We start from the raw sequence: 15,560 nt of genomic DNA, 5'->3' as shown, positions 1-15,560 counted from the left end.
CCCACCGCCCCGGGCCGCCCGTCGGGTCCGCGCCGGTCGGCCGCGCCAACCCCGGGCAGTACGGCCCCGCGGAACACGGCCGCCCGCAGGAGTACGGCCGCCCGGTCCCGCAGGAGTACGGCCGCCCGCAGGAGTACGGCCGCTCGGCCCCGCAGGAATACGGGCGCTCGGCCCCGCGGGAGTACGGGCACGCCGATTCCCGGCAGTACGGGCACCCGGACCCCCGGGACCACGGCCCGGGTCCGGCCGCCCCGGTGAGCTGGCCCGGCTACGACGCTCCGGGCGGCATCCCGGTGAGCCCGCCGGTGCCGCCGGTCGGCGCCGCACCGCTACCGCCGTCGCCCCCGCCGCGCCGACGCCCGGTCCGGCTGGTCGCGGTGCTGGCAAGCGTGCTGATCATCGCCCTGGCGGCGGTCGGGCTGGCCGTGGCCCGCCCCGGCCCGGTGGCCGGCTGGCTGGGTGGTGCGGACGACCCCACCGCCGCCGCTCAGTCGCCCGAGCCGCCCCCGCCCGCCGTGCTGGCCGGCGCGGACGGCAACGCGCCGCTGCCCACCCCCGAGGGGGTGCGCGCCGCCCTCGAACCGCTGGTCCGTGCCGCGGCGCTCGGCGAGCGGGTGAACGTCTCGGTGGCCGATGTGACCACCGGCCAGGCGCTCTACGGCGCCGGGCAGGACAGCCCGACCGTGCCCGCCTCGGTCACCAAGCTGGCCACCGGCGTCGCCGTGCTGGCGGCCCGCGGCCCCGCGTACCGGATCCCCACCCGGGCGGTGGCCGGCGCAGCCCCCGGCGAGGTGGTCCTGGTCGGTGGCGGCGACCCGACCCTCGCGGTCGACAAGAACGGCTTCTACCCGGGCGCGGCCCGGCTGGACGACCTCGCCGCCCAGGTCCGCAAGGCGCTCGGCGGCACCGCCCCGACCAAGGTCACGGTCGACTCGTCCCTGTTCAGCGGCCCGGTCTACGAGCCCGGCTGGGACTCCGACATCCCCACCGGCGGGTTCGGTGCGGCCATCACCGCGCTGATGACCGACGGCGCGCGGCGGGATCCGGCGGAGGCCCGCCGCACCGAGGAGGCCATGAACCACGCGGCCGAGCGGGTGCCCCAGCCGGACCTGACCGCCGGCCGGCAGTTCGCCAAGCTCCTCGGGCTCTCCGGGGCCGCCGCCGAGGTGAAGCGGGGCACCGCTCCCGCCGCCTCCGGTGCGACCGCCACCGCAACGCCCGAGCCCGGCGCCGAGCTGGGCAAGGTCCAGTCGCTGCCGATGGTCCGCCTGGTCGACATCATGATCAGCGACAGTGACAACGTGATCGCCGAGGCGATGGCGCGCCAGGTCGCGCTCGCCAAGGGCAAACCGGGTTCGTTCGCCGGCGGCGCGGCCGCCACCGACCAGGTGCTCGGCGAGCTGGGCCTGCCGGCCGACGAGATCAGCCTCGCCGACGGCAGTGGCCTGTCCCGCACCAACCGGATCAGCCCGTCGCTGCTCACCGACCTGATCACGCTCGCCGGCAACGGGAGCCATCCCGACCTCGCCGCGATCTTCGGCGGCCTGCCGGTGGGCGGCTGGTCCGGCACCCTGGACGAGCGCTACCAGGCGTCGACGACGAAGGCCGGCGCGGGCGTGGTCCGGGCGAAGACCGGCACGCTCAGCGGGGTGAACGCCATCGCCGGGCTGGTCACCACGGCCGACGGCCGGTTGCTCACCTTCGCCGTCCTCACCGACCGCACCCCGGACTCCCTCGACGAGACCCGGCAGGCCCTCGACCGGATCTCCTCCGCGCTGGCCCGCTGCGGCTGCCGCTGACCGTCCCGCCCGGTGTCACCGGCGTCGATCGGCGCTCGCGAGCCCGGGTAGGGGTGTCGCGGCGCGGGTACGGTGGGTTCATGGCGCAGTTCGTGGACTGGGATCTGGCCGCCGCGACCGCGGGGGCGCTGGGCAAGTCGGGCCCCCGGGTGTCGTACGCCGAGGCCACCGACGTGGTGGGCGAGCTGCGCCGGCTGACCGAGGAGGCCGCCGGGCACGTCGCCGACTACACGGGCCTGCGCTCCCAGGTCACCCACCCGCCGGTCCGCGTGGTCGACCGCCGGGACTGGGCGGCCGCCAACATCGCCGGGCTGCGCGAGGTGATCACCCCGCTGGTCGACCGGCTCTCCGGCGACAAGCGCCCCGGGCCGCTCACCGAGGCCATCGGGTCCCGGCTCACCGGGGTGCAGGCCGGCACGGTGCTGGCCTACCTCTCCGGCCGGGTGCTCGGCCAGTACGAGGTCTTCGCCGGTGACCCCGGCCAGCTGCTGCTGGTCGCCCCGAACATCGTCGAGGTGGAACGGAAGCTGGGGGCCGACCCCCGCGACTTCCGGCTCTGGGTCTGCCTGCACGAGGTGACCCACCGGACCCAGTTCACCGCCGTGCCGTGGATGCGGGCGTACTTCCTCAGCGAGGTCCAGGCGTTCGTGGACGCCTCGCAGGGCGGCGAGCACGTGCTGGAGCGGCTGCGCCGCGGCGTGGCCACGCTCTCCGACGCGGTGAAGGACCCGGAGAGCCGCGCGAGCGTGCTGGACATCGTGCAGACCCCCGCGCAGCGGGCCGTGCTGGACCGGCTCACCGCGCTGATGACCCTGCTGGAGGGCCACGCCGAGTTCGTCATGGACGGCGTCGGCCCGCAGGTCATCCCCAGCGTCGAGTCCATCCGGGCGGCGTTTAACCGCCGCCGCGAGGCCGGCAACCCGCTGGAGAAGGCGATCCGCCGGGTGCTCGGCATCGAGGTCAAGATGCGCCAGTACGCCGAGGGCCGCAAGTTCGTGCACGGGGTGGTGGACCGGGTCGGCATGGCCGGGTTCAACAAGATCTTCTCCTCGCCGCTGACCCTGCCCCGGCTCGACGAGCTGGGCGACCCGGACGCCTGGGTGGCCCGGGTGCACGGCGGGCCGGCGAGCGTTCCCCCGGCCGCCGGCTGAGCCGGTGGTCCGGGCGAGGAGCGAGCCGGGGCTGCCCGCTCCGCAGTCGCGAACGGGCGCCGCGCCGGCCCCGGCGGTCGCCGCCGTCCGGCTCGCCGTACGCCGCACGCTGACCGGGCTGCCCGGGACCGGGCCGGTACTGGTCGCCTGCTCCGGCGGCGCCGACTCGCTCGCCCTGGCCGCCGCCACCGCCTTCGTGGCGCCGCGCCTCGACCGCCGGGCCGGCCTGGTGACCGTCGACCACGGCCTGCAACCCGGCTCGGCCGAGCGCGCCGAACGGGTGGCCCGCTGGGGACGCGACGCCGGTCTCGGTCCCGTCGAGGTGGTCCCCGTGACGGTCGCCGGCCGGCCCGGCGGCCCGGAGGCGGCCGCCCGCGAGGCCCGGTACGACGCCCTGCTCGCCGCCGCACACCGGCACGGCGCGGCCGGGGTGCTGCTCGGGCACACGCGCGACGACCAGGCCGAGACGGTGCTGCTCGCGCTGGCCCGGGGCGCCGGCCCGCGCGGCCTGGCCGGCATGCCGCCGCGCCGCGAGCGGGACGGCGTGCCGCTGCTGCGCCCGCTGCTCGACATCTCCCGCGACGACACCCGGGCGGCGTGTGCCGCGCTCGGGCTCACGCCCTGGGACGACCCGCACAACGCCGACCCCGCGTACGCCCGCTCGCGGGTCCGCGCCGACGTGCTGCCGGCGCTGGTCCGGGCGCTCGGCCCGGGGGTGGTGGACAACCTGGCCCGGACCGCCCGCCTGCTCGCCGCCGACACCGCGGCCCTGGACGACCTCGCCGCCGCCGCACTCACCGAGGTCCGGGCCGCCGAGGGCGGGCTCTCGGTCGACGGCCTGGCCGCGCTGCCGGCGGCCGTACGCACCCGGGTGCTGCACGCCTGGGCCCGGGAGCTGGGCGCCCCGCCGGCCGCCCTGTCGCACCGGCACGTGGCGGCGCTGGACGCCCTGGTCACGGGCTGGCACGGGCAGGGCCCGGCGTACCTGCCCGGCGGGCTTCTCGTCCGCCGCCACGCCGGCCGGCTCACCACCTGATCCGTCCGGCATCCAGCACTCAACCGCCAGCACGGCGAGGTGGCGGTATCCCGGGCGGAGCGGGGTCGCCGGGAGCCGCCGGAGGCGGTAGACAGGGCTCATGGCGTACCCCCGACAGCCGCTGCTGGCCCCCCGCGGCGCGGTCGCGACCAGCCAGCCGCTCGCGGCGGCCGCGGGCCTGGCCGTGCTGCGGCGCGGCGGCAACGCCGTCGACGCGGCGCTGGCCACCGCGATCACCCTGACCGTGGTGCAGCCGCCCTCGAACGACATCGGCGGCGACCTCTTCGCGATCGTCTGGGACGGCGAGCGGCTGCACGGGTTGAACGCGTCCGGCCGGTCCCCGGCGGGGCTCACCCGGGAGCTGGTGCTGGCCGCGACGGGCGGGCGCGGCGTGGCGCCGGTCGACGCGCTGGGCGGGGCGCAGGGCCGGGGGCCCGCCATGCCGGCCCGGGGCTGGCTGCCGGTGACCGTGCCGGGCGCCCCGGCCGGCTGGCGCGACCTGCACGAGCGGTTCGGCTCCCTGCCTTTCGCCGAGCTGTTCGCCGACGCGATCGGCTACGCCGAGCACGGCTATCCGGTGGCCGCCGGCACGGCCGCCGCCTGGGCGCGCGCGGTCGCCGCGCACGACGGGCCGGCCGGGGCGGAGCACGCCGAGTTCCGCCGGGTGTTCACCCTGGACGGCCGCGCCCCGGCAGCGGGGGAGTGGTGGCGCAACCCGGATGCGGCCGGCACGCTCCGGCGGATCGCCGAGAGCGGAGCGGAGGACTTCTACCGCGGGCGGATCGCGGCGGCGATCGACGGCCACGCGGCCCGGACCGGCGGGTGGCTGACCGGCGACGACCTGGCCCGGCACGCGTCGACCTGGGTCGACCCGGTCCCGGTGCGCTACCGGGGGCACGAGGTGTGGGAGCTGCCGCCCAACGGGCAGGGGATCGCCGCGCTGCTGGCACTCCAGGTGCTCGACGGGGTCGACCTGGCCGCGCTGCCGCCCGAGGAGCGGCTGCACTGGCAGATCGAGGCGGTGAAGCTCGGCTTCGCCGACGCGCACGCCCACGTGGCCGACCCGGAGCGGGCCGACGTGCCCGTCGCGGCGCTGCTCGATCCCGGCTACGCGGCGGCCCGGCGGGCGCTGGTCACCGGGCGGGCGGGTGAGCCGGTGGCCGGCGAGCCGGAGCGCGGCGGCACCGTCTACCTCTGCACGGCCGACGCCGGCGGCATGATGGTCAGCCTCATCCAGTCGACCTACCTGGCGTTCGGCTCCCGCGTGGTGGTCCCCGGGCACGGCTTCGCGCTGCAGAACCGCGGCCTCGGCTTCCGTCTCGACCCCGACCACCCGAACGTGGTGGGGCCGGCCAAGCGGCCGTACCACACGATCATCCCGGGCTTCCTGACCCGGGACGGCGGGCCGGTCGGCCCGTTCGGCGTGATGGGCGGGCACATGCAGCCGCAGGGGCACGTGCAACTCGTCTCGGCCACCGTCGACGGCGGGCGCGACCCGCAGGCCGCCCTGGACACCCCGCGCTGGTACTGGCACGCCGGCCGGACGCTGCTGGTGGAGCCGGAGCTGGACCCCGAGCTGGTCGCGGGGCTGCGGTCGCGCGGGCACGAGATCACCGTCGCGGCCGAGCCGTCGGTCTTCGGCTACGGCCAGGCGATCTGGCGGGCGCCCGGCGGTGGGTACGTGGCCGGGTCGGAGTCCCGGGTCGACGGCGCGATGCTGGGCTGGTGATCAGACCTCGACGCGCTCCCGGAACGTGGTCCGGTAGGCGTGCGGCGTGGTGCCGACCCGGCGGGTGAAGTGGTGCCGCAGCGCCGCCGCGTCGCCGAACCCGGCCTGGTCGGCGACGCTCTCCACGCTCAGCCGGGTCTCCTCCAGCAGCCTCCGCGCGAGCAGGACCCGCTGGTTGGTCAGCCAGTCGTGGGGCGTGGTGCCGGTCTCGGCCCGGAACCGGCGGGCGAACGTGCGCGGCGCCATGCCCGCCCGGGCGGCAAGTTCGTCCACGGTCACCGTCCGATCCAGGTGCCCCATCAACCACTCCAGCACCGGCTCCAGGGTGGGCGCCTCGGGGGCCCGGGGGATGGGCGCCTCGACGTACTGGGCCTGGCCGCCGTCGCGGTGCGGCGGGACGACCATCCGGCGGGCCAGCCGCGTGGCCGTGGCCGAGCCGTGCGCCTGGCGGACCAGGTGCAGGCAGGCGTCGATGCCGGCAGCCGTGCCGGCGCTCGTGAGCAGCCGCCCGTCCTGCACGTAGAGCGAGTTGCAGTGCACCCGGGCCGCCGGGAACTGCTCCTGAAGCTCGTCGACGTGCCGCCAGTGGGTCGTGCAGTCACGCCCGTCGAGCAGCCCCGCCGCGCCGAGCACGAACGCACCCGAGCAGACGCTGAGCAGCCAGGCGCCCCGGTCGGCGGCCCGGCGCAGCGCGGCCAGCACCGGCTCGGGCACCGGCGTCCTCCCGTCGCCGTGTGCGGGCACGGCCACCAGGTCCGCGTCGTCGATCGGGGTCAGGTCGGCGGTCGGGGTGAGCAGGAAACCGGACCGGCTGCGGACTGGCCCGCCGTCCACGGTGCAGACGTCGAACCGGTAGCCGGGGAAGCCGTCGGCGGTGCGGTCGGTGCCGAACACCTCGGCGACCACGCCGAGTTCGAACACCGCCACCTCGTCGAGAGCGACGACGGCGACGGATCGAAGCATGTGACGAGGGTAACCCGACAGGTGGCAGGAAATCGAGGATCGCTGGCATTCCTGCCACTGTCCGATGGGGGTGGCGGCCCGCAGACTTGGTGGTGTCCGGTGCGCACCGGCGGCGAAAACCACCTCAACCACGCGAAAGCGAGCGCCGCCATGACCGTTCTGCTGCTCCTGCTCTTCCTGCTCCTCCTCGTCGGCGCCAGCGCCGCCGGGCTGACCGTCGACACCCGGGACTCGGCCGACTGGAAGCCGACCGAGGACGGCCGCCCCTGGCGCTCCCGCACCTGCTGAGGTGATTTGCTCCATCTGCGCCGTTAATCCTCGGCGGGACCGCGCCAAAAGGGGCGGCCCCGCCGACGGAGGCCATCCGGCGTACGGCAGGCTAGGAGCATGGCTGACGGCTCCTGGTACGACGCCGACATCGACCACGTGATCATCTCTGAGGCGCAGATCCGCGAGAAGACCGCGGAACTGGCCAAGCAGGTCTCGGCGGACTACGCCCACGTCGAGGACGGTCTCCTGCTCGTCTGCGTGCTCAAGGGCGCGGTCATGTTCATGGCCGACTTCGCCCGCGCGCTGGGCCGCCAGGGGCCGCCCGCCGAGCTGGAGTTCATGGCCGTCTCCTCGTACGGCCAGGGCACCACCTCCTCCGGCGTGGTGCGGATCCTCAAGGACCTCGACCGGGACATCGCCGGCCGGCACGTCGTGGTCGTCGAGGACATCGTCGACTCCGGCCTGACCCTCTCCTGGCTGCTGCGCTACCTGGAGTCGCGCTCCGCCGCCAGCGTCGAGGTGGTCGCCCTGTTCCGCAAGCCGGACGCGGTGAAGGTGCCGGTCCCGGTGAAGTACGTGGGCTTCGACATCCCGACCGAGTTCGTGGTCGGCTACGGCCTCGACTTCGGCGAGCGCTACCGCGAGGTGCCCTACGTCGGCGTGCTCAAGCCCGAGGTCTACGCCCGGGCCTGACCCCGGCGCCCGGCTGGTCGTCAGCCGACGTTCAGCGGGCTCTCAGCCTTCCGGTCTACGGTAGAGACCGGTGACGTGGAGGCACCCTCCACGCCCGACCCCTCGAACCGCGTGACCGGGCGGTCGGGTGGCCGGGTGGGGAGCTCCCCGCCACGCCGGCTCAAACCCGGGTTCGCCGTACGCGTAAGTGCCGGGCTCGCAAGCTCGCATCTGGCGCGAACGGTGTACCGTCGAATGACCGCGGCGCGGCAGTTGACGCGCCTCGGGGTCGGGGCCGGCCCGCACGGCGGCTACGGCCGCCGCCCGAGGCGGCGACACCATTCAGACGGTCAGGACGTCGATCAGGAGGATGCGGGCGCCTCGGTGCCCGACAACAGCATGGAACGTACGCGTTTCTTCCGCCGACCGGTGGTCTGGATCATCCTGGTCATCCTCGGCGCCGTTGTGCTCAGTCAACTCTTCACGGCTGGCCCGAGCTACCACCGCGTGGACACGTCGGTGGCGCTCGACCAGCTCCACACCGCAAAGATCAACAAGGCGGTCTTCCAGGACAAGGAGCAGACGCTCCAGCTCGACCTGGCCCAGAAGACGAAGTTCGGTGACACCACCACCGACCGGATCGAGGCGCAGTTCCCCTACGAGGTGGGCGGCCAGGTCTGGAACGAGGTGCTGGACGCCAAGGCGGCCAACCGGATCACCGGCCCGGCCGACACCAAGGTCTCCTCGGACAGCATCTGGGTGAGCCTGCTGGTCAACCTCCTGCCCATCGCGCTGCTCGTGCTCCTGCTGCTGTTCTTCATGTCGCAGATGCAGGGCGGCGGCTCGCGGGTGCTCAACTTCGGCAAGTCCAAGGCGAAGATGATCACCAAGGACACGCCGAAGACCACCTTCGCGGACGTGGCCGGGGCGGACGAGGCCGTCGAGGAACTGCACGAGATCAAGGACTTCCTGCAGAACCCGGCGAAGTACCAGGCCCTGGGCGCCAAGATCCCGAAGGGCGTGCTGCTCTTCGGCCCGCCCGGAACCGGTAAGACCCTGCTCGCCCGCGCGGTCGCCGGTGAGGCCGGCGTGCCGTTCTACTCCATCTCCGGCTCGGACTTCGTGGAGATGTTCGTCGGTGTCGGCGCCAGCCGGGTCCGCGACCTCTTCGAGCAGGCCAAGTCGAACGCGCCGGCGATCGTCTTCGTCGACGAGATCGACGCGGTCGGCCGGCACCGCGGCGCCGGCATGGGCGGCGGCCACGACGAGCGGGAGCAGACGCTCAACCAGCTGCTGGTCGAGATGGACGGCTTCGACACCAAGGGCGGCGTCATCCTGATCGCCGCCACCAACCGGCCGGACATCCTCGACCCGGCGCTGCTGCGCCCGGGCCGCTTCGACCGGCAGATCCCGGTCGACGCCCCCGACATGGAGGGCCGCAAGGCCATCCTGCGGGTGCACGCCAAGGGCAAGCCGTTCACGCCCGACGTCGACCTCGACTCGGTCGCCCGGCGCACCCCCGGCTTCAGCGGCGCCGACCTGGCCAACGTGATCAACGAGTCCGCGCTGCTCACCGCCCGCAAGGACCAGCGGGCGATCACCAACGACTCCCTTGAGGAGTCGATCGACCGGGTGATCGCCGGTCCGCAGCGCCGGACCCGGGTGATGAGCGACCAGGAGAAGAAGATCACCGCGTACCACGAGGGTGGGCACGCGCTGGTCGCCTGGGCGCTGCCGCACGCCGCGCCGGTGCACAAGGTGACCATCCTGTCCCGGGGCCGGTCGCTGGGCCACACCCTGGTCCTGCCGACCGAGGACAAGTACACCCAGACCCGGGCCGAGATGATCGACACCCTGGCGTACGCGCTGGGTGGCCGGGCCGCCGAGGAGCTGGTCTTCCACGAGCCCACCACCGGCGCCGGCAACGACATCGAGAAGGCCACCCAGCTGGCCCGCGCGATGATCACGCAGTACGGCATGAGCTCCAAGCTCGGCGCGATCAAGTACGGCACCAGCGGCGACGAGCCGTTCCTCGGCCGCAACATGGGCCACGAGCGGGACTACTCGGACGCGGTCGCCGCCGAGATCGACGGCGAGATGCGGGCGCTGATCGAGCTGGCCCACGACGAGGCCTGGGAGATCCTGGTGGAATACCGGGACGTCCTGGACAACATCGTGCTCGAGCTGATGGAGAAGGAGACCCTCTCCACGGCCGACATGGCCCGGATCTGCGCCCGGGTGGCGAAGCGCCCACCGATGGCCCCCTACCACGGCTTCGGCAAGCGTCAGCCCTCCACCGAGCCGCCCGTGCTCACGCCCGCCGAGAAGGAGACCCTCAAGGCGCAGGCCCAGGCCGACGGCGCCTCGGTCGGCGGGTCGCCCTCGAACAACTCGGACGGTACCCACTGACGACCGACCCGACGGCCAGCTCCCACGACCGGGAGCTGGCCGTCTCCGCGACCGAGCCCGACGGGGACGACGCGCTCGACTACGTCGCCGCGCGCCTGATCAGCGGCAAGCTGACCGGGCGGCCGGTGGAGGAGAGCGTCGACCTGGCCCGCATCGAGAAGGCGGTCCGGGAGATCCTGGTGGCCGTCGGTGAGGACCCGGACCGGGACGGCCTCCGGCAGACGCCGGCCCGGGTCGCCCGCGCGTACGCGGAGCTCTTCGCCGGCCTGCGGGTGGACCCGGCCCAGGTGCTCAGCACCACCTTCGAGGCCAACCACGAGGAGTTGGTGCTCGTCCGGGACATCGACGTGATGAGCCTCTGCGAGCACCACCTGCTCCCGTTCCGGGGTAGCGCGCACATCGGCTACATCCCCGGGCCGGACGGCCGGATCACCGGCCTGTCCAAGCTGGCCCGGCTGGTCGAGGTGTTCGCCCGGCGCCCGCAGGTGCAGGAGCGGCTCACCTCGCAGATCGCCGACCTGCTGATGACCAAGCTGGCGCCGCGCGGCGTCGTCGTGGTGCTCGAGTGCGAGCACATGTGCATGGCGATGCGCGGCATCCAGAAGTCCGGCGCCAAGACGATCACCTCGGCGGTCCGGGGCACCCTCCAGAACGACGCCAAGTCGCGCGCCGAGGCGATGGCCCTGATCATCCCGCGTTGACCGCACCGCCACCGGGCCCTTTCCCGCGGGGAGGGGCCCGGTGGCGTGTCCGGACTCAGCCGGCCAGCATGGCCAGCAGCAGGCCGGCCGTGGTCAGCACCGCTGGGACCAGGCAGACCAGCGCGCCGAAGCGGGGCGTCCGGTCGACCCGGTCGGCCGGACGGGGCCGGAACAGCCTTCCCACGGCGAGCCAGCCCAGCATGAACGCGACCGCCGGCAGCGGCAGACCCACCACGAGCGCGACCAACGTCGCCGCGCCGGCGCCGGTGGCCAGGAAGATCGTCAGCTGAACCAGCGGTACCAGCAGCGCCAGCGGCCCGTAGACCAGCAGGTTGCGGGGGCGGGCCGGCCAGCGGGCCAGCCGGGGCAGGCCGCGCGCGGCGAGGCTGTCGTCGGCCGCGTCCGCCCAGCCCCGTGCCGTTCGCAGCGCGGCCAGCACGGCCGCGGGCCCGGCCGCCATCGACCGGGCCGCCTCGGACACCTCGGGAGGCGTCGGCACCAGCGAGATCGCCGGGACGCCCAGCTCACGCAGCCGCGACTGCTGCGGCGCGAGCCGCTCGCGGACCGCGGTCAGCTCCTCCCGGGCGGCCGCCACCGACCGGGCCTGCTCGCCGGCGGCTGTCGCCGCGGCCCGGCGTACGCCGTCGAGCTGGCGGGCGGCGGCCACGTAATCTGCCCAGGCGGCGCCGGCCGGGTCCAGGTCGACCGTCGGGCCGCTGGACCGGGGCGCGGGCACAGCCGTGCCGGTGTCGCTCACGGTGCCTCCCGGGTTCGCGACTGCGGGGCTCGCAGAACCGGCGCACTCCTCGCGCTCACGGTGCCTCCTGGGTTCGCGACTGCGGGGCTCGCAAAACCGGCGCACTCCTCGCGCTCACGGTGCCTCCTGGGTTCGCGACTGCGGGGCTCGCAAAACCGGCGCACTCCTCGCGCTCACGAGATCCCCTCCCCGAACGGCACCAGCACCGTGCCTTGCTCGCCGGGGCCGTCCCAGAGCACCGCCCGGCCGGGCCGGGGTCGCCAGAGCACCGGCCGGTCGAAGAGCTGCTCCAGCCGGGCGCCGGGCACGTCGGTGACCACCACGGCGGTGAGCTTGTCGACCTCGCCGTCCGGGCCGAGCAACCCGGCCAGCGGCGCCACCGTGCGCCACCAGCCGAGCAGGTGCCGGCCGGCCGGCGGCCCCTCCAGCAGCAGCGCGCGTAGCAACTCGGGCGGCAGTTCGTTCGCGTCCGGCACGTCCAGCCCGAACACCACCAGGTAGCCCGGCTCGTCCGCCGCCATGGCCGCCCGCAGCCCGGTCACGTCGACGGTCTCCACCCGGTGCCGCCCGGCCAGCTCGGCGGCGAGCACGCCGGCCGGCTCGGCCGACCCGTTAGCCAGCGGCGCCAGCACGAACCGCGCCGCGCCGGGGTGCGCCGCCGCCGCGCTGCGGACCGCCGTGATCAGCAGCCGCTCGGCCTCCTCGTCCCGGCCCAGCACCGCCAGGTTCCGGCCCGCGGCCGGCCCGAGCGGCACGGCCACGGTGGAGCGCCGGACGTCCACCGCCCGACCGAGCAGCGCGGCCGGCGCGTGGGCCCGGCCGGCCAGCGCGGCCCGGTGGCGTGGATCGTTGGCGAGCAGGGGGCGGGCGAACCCGGCGAACACCACCGGCGGGGCGGCCCCCTCGGGCCGGGCCGACCAGAGCCGGTGCCGCAGGTCGGCGAGGACCGCCGGGTCCTCGTGCGGGTCCGGGAACCGGATCATCCGCTCGTGGCCCCGGGTCGCGCCGCGCGGGCCGCCCAGCCCACCGGCGGTGTTCACCACGGCGCTGCCGACCGGCAGGCCGGCCGCCGCGTCGTTGGTCGGCTCCAGCACCGCCGAACCGCCCGGCAACGCCACCCGGACCGGGAACTGGCCGAGCAGCGGATCGCGCGGGCCCCCGATGCCGAGGTCGCCCTCGCCGGCCAGGACCAGATGGATCCCGTACGACCGCGCGGCGCGGGCCAGCCCGTCGAGCCGGGTCAGCAGGTCGGCCGCGAGCCGGTCCCGCTCGCGCAGCAGCAGCGGGAAGTTGTCGATCACGCAGACGATCCGGGGCAGCGACTGGTGCTGGCGCAGCTCGGCGTAGCGCTGCCCGCCGGCCCGCCGGGCCGCCTCCTCCCGGCGGTGCAGTTCGGCCTCCAACTCGCCGAGCAGGTCCGCCACGTACTCGCGGTCGGCCGCCATCCCGGCGGCCCGGACCTGGGGCACCCAGGACCGGTCCCGCTCGGTCTGGAGGAACTCCACGAAGGACTCGCCGTCGTCGACGTCGGCCAGGTAGAGGACCAGCTCCTCCGGGCCGTAGCGGGCGGCCAGGCCGAAGAGCGCGTCGGTGAGGAACGCCGAACGCCCGGCCTGCGAGCGGCCGCTGACCAGCCAGTGCGGGGTCAGCTCGGTGAAGCCCAGGCCGACCGGCCGCCCCGCGGCGTCGCCGACCGTCGTGGTGAGCCCGTCGACCGAACCCTCCGCCCACAGGTCGCCCGCCGGCAGCAGGTCGGTGAGGGCCAGGCGGGAGCCGTCCTCGATCTGCCGGACCAGTCGCCGGCACACCTCGGCGACCAGCTCCGCGGGCGGATCCTCGTCCAGGAAGACCGGCGAGTTCAGCCCGCCCGGCGACTCCGCCCCCGGGCTGCTGAACCCGGCGGCGGGCGGGTCACCGACCAGCGCGTACGCGGTGCGCACCGCGAGCGGGGTGGCCTGCGGCAGCGGCGCCCCGGCGGGCCAACCGGCCACCACCAGGTGCAGCCCGGCCCGGGGACCCTGGGCGGCCAGCTCGGCGAGCCGGTCGAGGTCGGACGGTGCGACACCGTCGGGCAGCGCGGCCACCACCAGCAGCAGCGTGCGGTCATGCCCGCGCTGGCGGGCCGTGCCGGCGGACACCCACTGCTCGGTCTCCGCCAGCACCGCCCGGAGCCCGGCCAGATCGGTGGCGGGCGGCGGAAGCAGCCCCGCGTCGGCCAGCGCGGCGTAACCGGCGAAGGTGCCGCCCGAACCGCCGTCGACCACGCGGGCCAGCAGCGCGCCGGCCGGGCTGGCCGCGAACAGCCGCAGCATGAGGGCCCGGAGCAGCCCCGCCACCCGCGGGTCACCGGAGTCGGCGTCGATGCTCAGGTGACCACTGCCGAACAGTGGCACCAGCGCGGGGAACCGGGCGTCGTCCAGCGGCGCGGCGGTGCCCACCCGCACGAAGGCGGGCGGACCGCCACCGGGCGGGGTCGCCGGGGTCAGCGTCTCCAGCGGGTCGCCGGCCCAGCCCGGCGCGGCGACCGCCGCCGCGGCACGGAGCCGTTCGGCCAGCTCGTACTGCCGGTGGTGGTCGGCGGGGGCGGGCCGGATCTCGTCGAGGATTCCGGCCGCCGCGGTAGCGGTGGCCTCGGCCCTGCGATGCAGCGCGGCGGCCCGGCCGGCGCGCGCCTTCGGACTCGCCACCGTCCACCTCTCTTCCCGAGGCCGACACTCCTCCCCGGCTGTGACGGTATCCCAGCCGGGGGCCGTCCTCCGGGATGTCGGTCGGCGCGGTGCCGGGCTCGCCGGTGAGCAGGCTCACCCGCCGGACCCGGTCCGGCGGGTCGCCACGATCCGCCGATTCTGAGGCATTGGGTACGCGGCGCGCAGCCGATAGCCTCAGGAGGTGGAATCAGTGCAGCCCCCCGCCGGTTCCCAGGTCTCCCGCGTACCGGCGCAGCGGACCCCGCCCGAGCAGTTGGCGCCGCCCGCGCCCGCTCCGGCGCCGGTCCGCCCGAAGCGGCGGCTGCGGACCGTGCTCGCGGTGGTCGCCGGGGTGCTGGCGCTGGTCTGCGCGGGGGGCGGCATCGTCGGATTCGTGCTGTACGACCGGGCCACCGCGCCCGACCGCAGCGCGCCGGACGTGGTCGTGGACAACTACCTCCGGGCGTTACTGGTGGACCGCAACGACACCAGGGCACAGGAGTTTTCCTGCACATCCGGTGCCGACCTAAACGCGATCCGCGCCCTCCGTTCCGAAGTGGAACAGCGCGAGGCCAACTTCAACGTTGTGGTCCGGGTCGGCTGGGGGCCGCTCACCAGGGCAAAGAATGACGACGGCGAGTCGGTGACGACCACGTTGACGATCTCCGGCTCGGCGAACGGACAGATCCGCAGCAGCCGTCGTGAGGACTGGCAGTTCCGCGTGGTCGAGCGGGACGGTTGGCGCGTCTGCGGCGGCAGCAAGGTCAGCTGAGCCGGCTCATTCCAGCCAGAGCAGGTGCACGGGCACCTCCATGGTGGTGGGTGCCTGGCCGCGCCAGGCCCAGCGGTACCACTCCAGCTCCGGGGCCACCCGAACGCAGATGTCCCCGTCCGCGCCGGAGTAGGTCTCGGTGACCGCGCGCAGGTCCCGCTGCTCGGTCGTCCCGGTCACGTGCACCACCCGCCGGCCGGTCACCGAGTCGGCCTCGAACACGGGGGTGGGCGGGCGCCTAGTGGGCGCGTCGAGCGAGACCAGCCGGAAATCCGGCTCGGTCGGCCCGGCCGGCGGCCGTCGCTCGCCCACGGTCTCCACCCAGACCCGCTCCACCGGCACCAGCGGCGCGAAGACCTCCACCTGCTCGGACTCGGCGCGGTACCACTCGTGCTCCGGGATCACCGGCACGTAGGTCCGGCTGCCCTGCACCACCCGCTCGTCCGCGCGCAGGTCACCGCGCCAACCGAGGCCGGGCAGGCCGACCAGCACTCGTCGGCCGCGCAGCTCGATCCGGCCGGTGGCCGGGACGATCTCGACCGGGAGGGGTGGCTGGGGCGCCCAGTCGGGGTGGTCCGCGAAGGGGTCGGGCAGTGGGTTGCTCATGTGCCGGT

The 15,560-nt window shown here is 75.2% G+C and carries 13 protein-coding genes; 9 read left to right on the top strand and 4 right to left on the bottom strand.

Translation table 11 applies throughout. The features are described 5' to 3' along the window. The first annotated feature begins 368 nt into the window (after positions 1-368). The 4 genes from dacB (at position 369) to ABZW14_RS16650 (ending at position 5,715) form a co-directional block, all read left to right on the top strand. A complete protein-coding gene (dacB, locus tag ABZW14_RS16665; protein WP_355346804.1) occupies positions 369-1,799 on the top strand; it encodes a D-alanyl-D-alanine carboxypeptidase/D-alanyl-D-alanine-endopeptidase in 1,431 nt (476 codons plus the stop codon). Positions 1,800-1,879: 80 nt separating this feature from the next. Continuing rightward, positions 1,880-2,950 (top strand): zinc-dependent metalloprotease, encoded by a 1,071-nt coding sequence (locus tag ABZW14_RS16660; protein ID WP_355346542.1) that lies wholly within the window; start codon positions 1,880-1,882, stop codon positions 2,948-2,950. Positions 2,951-2,981: 31 nt separating this feature from the next. Beyond that, positions 2,982-3,986 (top strand): tRNA lysidine(34) synthetase TilS, encoded by a 1,005-nt coding sequence (tilS, locus tag ABZW14_RS16655; RefSeq protein WP_355346801.1) that lies wholly within the window; start codon positions 2,982-2,984, stop codon positions 3,984-3,986. A 100-nt stretch (positions 3,987-4,086) separates the two neighbouring features. Then, positions 4,087-5,715, top strand: a complete 1,629-nt coding sequence (locus ABZW14_RS16650; RefSeq protein ID WP_355346539.1) for a gamma-glutamyltransferase family protein — start codon at positions 4,087-4,089, stop codon at positions 5,713-5,715. Here ABZW14_RS16650 and ABZW14_RS16645 read toward each other — a convergent pair whose 3' ends face one another. Continuing rightward, the gene (locus ABZW14_RS16645) at positions 5,716-6,678 is read right to left on the bottom strand and encodes a helix-turn-helix domain-containing protein (protein WP_355346536.1); all 963 of its coding nucleotides are present in this window, start codon (positions 6,676-6,678) and stop codon (positions 5,716-5,718) included. It lies immediately after the preceding gene. A gap of 150 nt (positions 6,679-6,828) precedes the next feature. Here ABZW14_RS16645 and ABZW14_RS16640 point away from each other — a divergent pair, with 150 nt between their 5' ends. The 4 genes from ABZW14_RS16640 to folE all read left to right on the top strand — a co-directional run bounded on the left by ABZW14_RS16640 (position 6,829) and on the right by folE (position 10,730). After that, the gene (locus tag ABZW14_RS16640; protein ID WP_355346533.1) at positions 6,829-6,966 is read left to right on the top strand and encodes a hypothetical protein; all 138 of its coding nucleotides are present in this window, start codon (positions 6,829-6,831) and stop codon (positions 6,964-6,966) included. A gap of 99 nt (positions 6,967-7,065) precedes the next feature. Continuing rightward, positions 7,066-7,641 (top strand): hypoxanthine phosphoribosyltransferase, encoded by a 576-nt coding sequence (gene hpt / locus ABZW14_RS16635; protein WP_091267002.1) that lies wholly within the window; start codon positions 7,066-7,068, stop codon positions 7,639-7,641. Between the two features lie 378 nt (positions 7,642-8,019). Then, entirely contained in the window at positions 8,020-10,029 is a 2,010-nt protein-coding gene (gene ftsH / locus ABZW14_RS16630; protein ID WP_355346530.1) for an ATP-dependent zinc metalloprotease FtsH, read from the top strand. Positions 10,030-10,064: 35 nt separating this feature from the next. Beyond that, on the top strand, positions 10,065-10,730 hold the full coding sequence (folE, locus tag ABZW14_RS16625) for a GTP cyclohydrolase I FolE (protein WP_355346798.1): 666 nt from the start codon (positions 10,065-10,067) through the stop codon (positions 10,728-10,730). A gap of 55 nt (positions 10,731-10,785) precedes the next feature. Here the strand turns inward: folE and ABZW14_RS16620 are convergent, their stop codons facing one another. Continuing rightward, complete coding sequence (locus ABZW14_RS16620; protein ID WP_355346795.1) at positions 10,786-11,466, bottom strand: hypothetical protein; 681 nt, start codon at positions 11,464-11,466, stop codon at positions 10,786-10,788. Positions 11,467-11,660: 194 nt separating this feature from the next. Continuing rightward, positions 11,661-14,174 carry an FtsK/SpoIIIE domain-containing protein gene (locus tag ABZW14_RS16615; RefSeq protein ID WP_355346527.1) on the bottom strand — a complete coding sequence of 838 codons (2,514 nt, stop codon included), beginning with the start codon at positions 14,172-14,174 and terminating at the stop codon, positions 11,661-11,663. A 211-nt stretch (positions 14,175-14,385) separates the two neighbouring features. On the opposite strand from ABZW14_RS16615, the gene ABZW14_RS16610 reads away from it, so the two are divergent. Continuing rightward, entirely contained in the window at positions 14,386-14,946 is a 561-nt protein-coding gene (locus tag ABZW14_RS16610; protein WP_355346792.1) for a hypothetical protein, read from the top strand. Between the two features lie 6 nt (positions 14,947-14,952). Here ABZW14_RS16610 and ABZW14_RS16605 read toward each other — a convergent pair whose 3' ends face one another. Then, on the bottom strand, positions 14,953-15,552 hold the full coding sequence (locus ABZW14_RS16605; protein ID WP_355346524.1) for a hypothetical protein: 600 nt from the start codon (positions 15,550-15,552) through the stop codon (positions 14,953-14,955). Between the last annotated feature and the right edge of the window lie 8 nt (positions 15,553-15,560).

It is taken from the genome of Micromonospora sp. NPDC004551 (assembly GCF_040609975.1).
In the GTDB taxonomy this organism is placed as follows: Bacteria; Actinomycetota; Actinomycetes; order Mycobacteriales; family Micromonosporaceae; genus Micromonospora.
The sequence above is the reverse complement of the archived record's forward strand: the minus strand, read 5'-3'. Positions and strand labels throughout refer to the sequence as shown.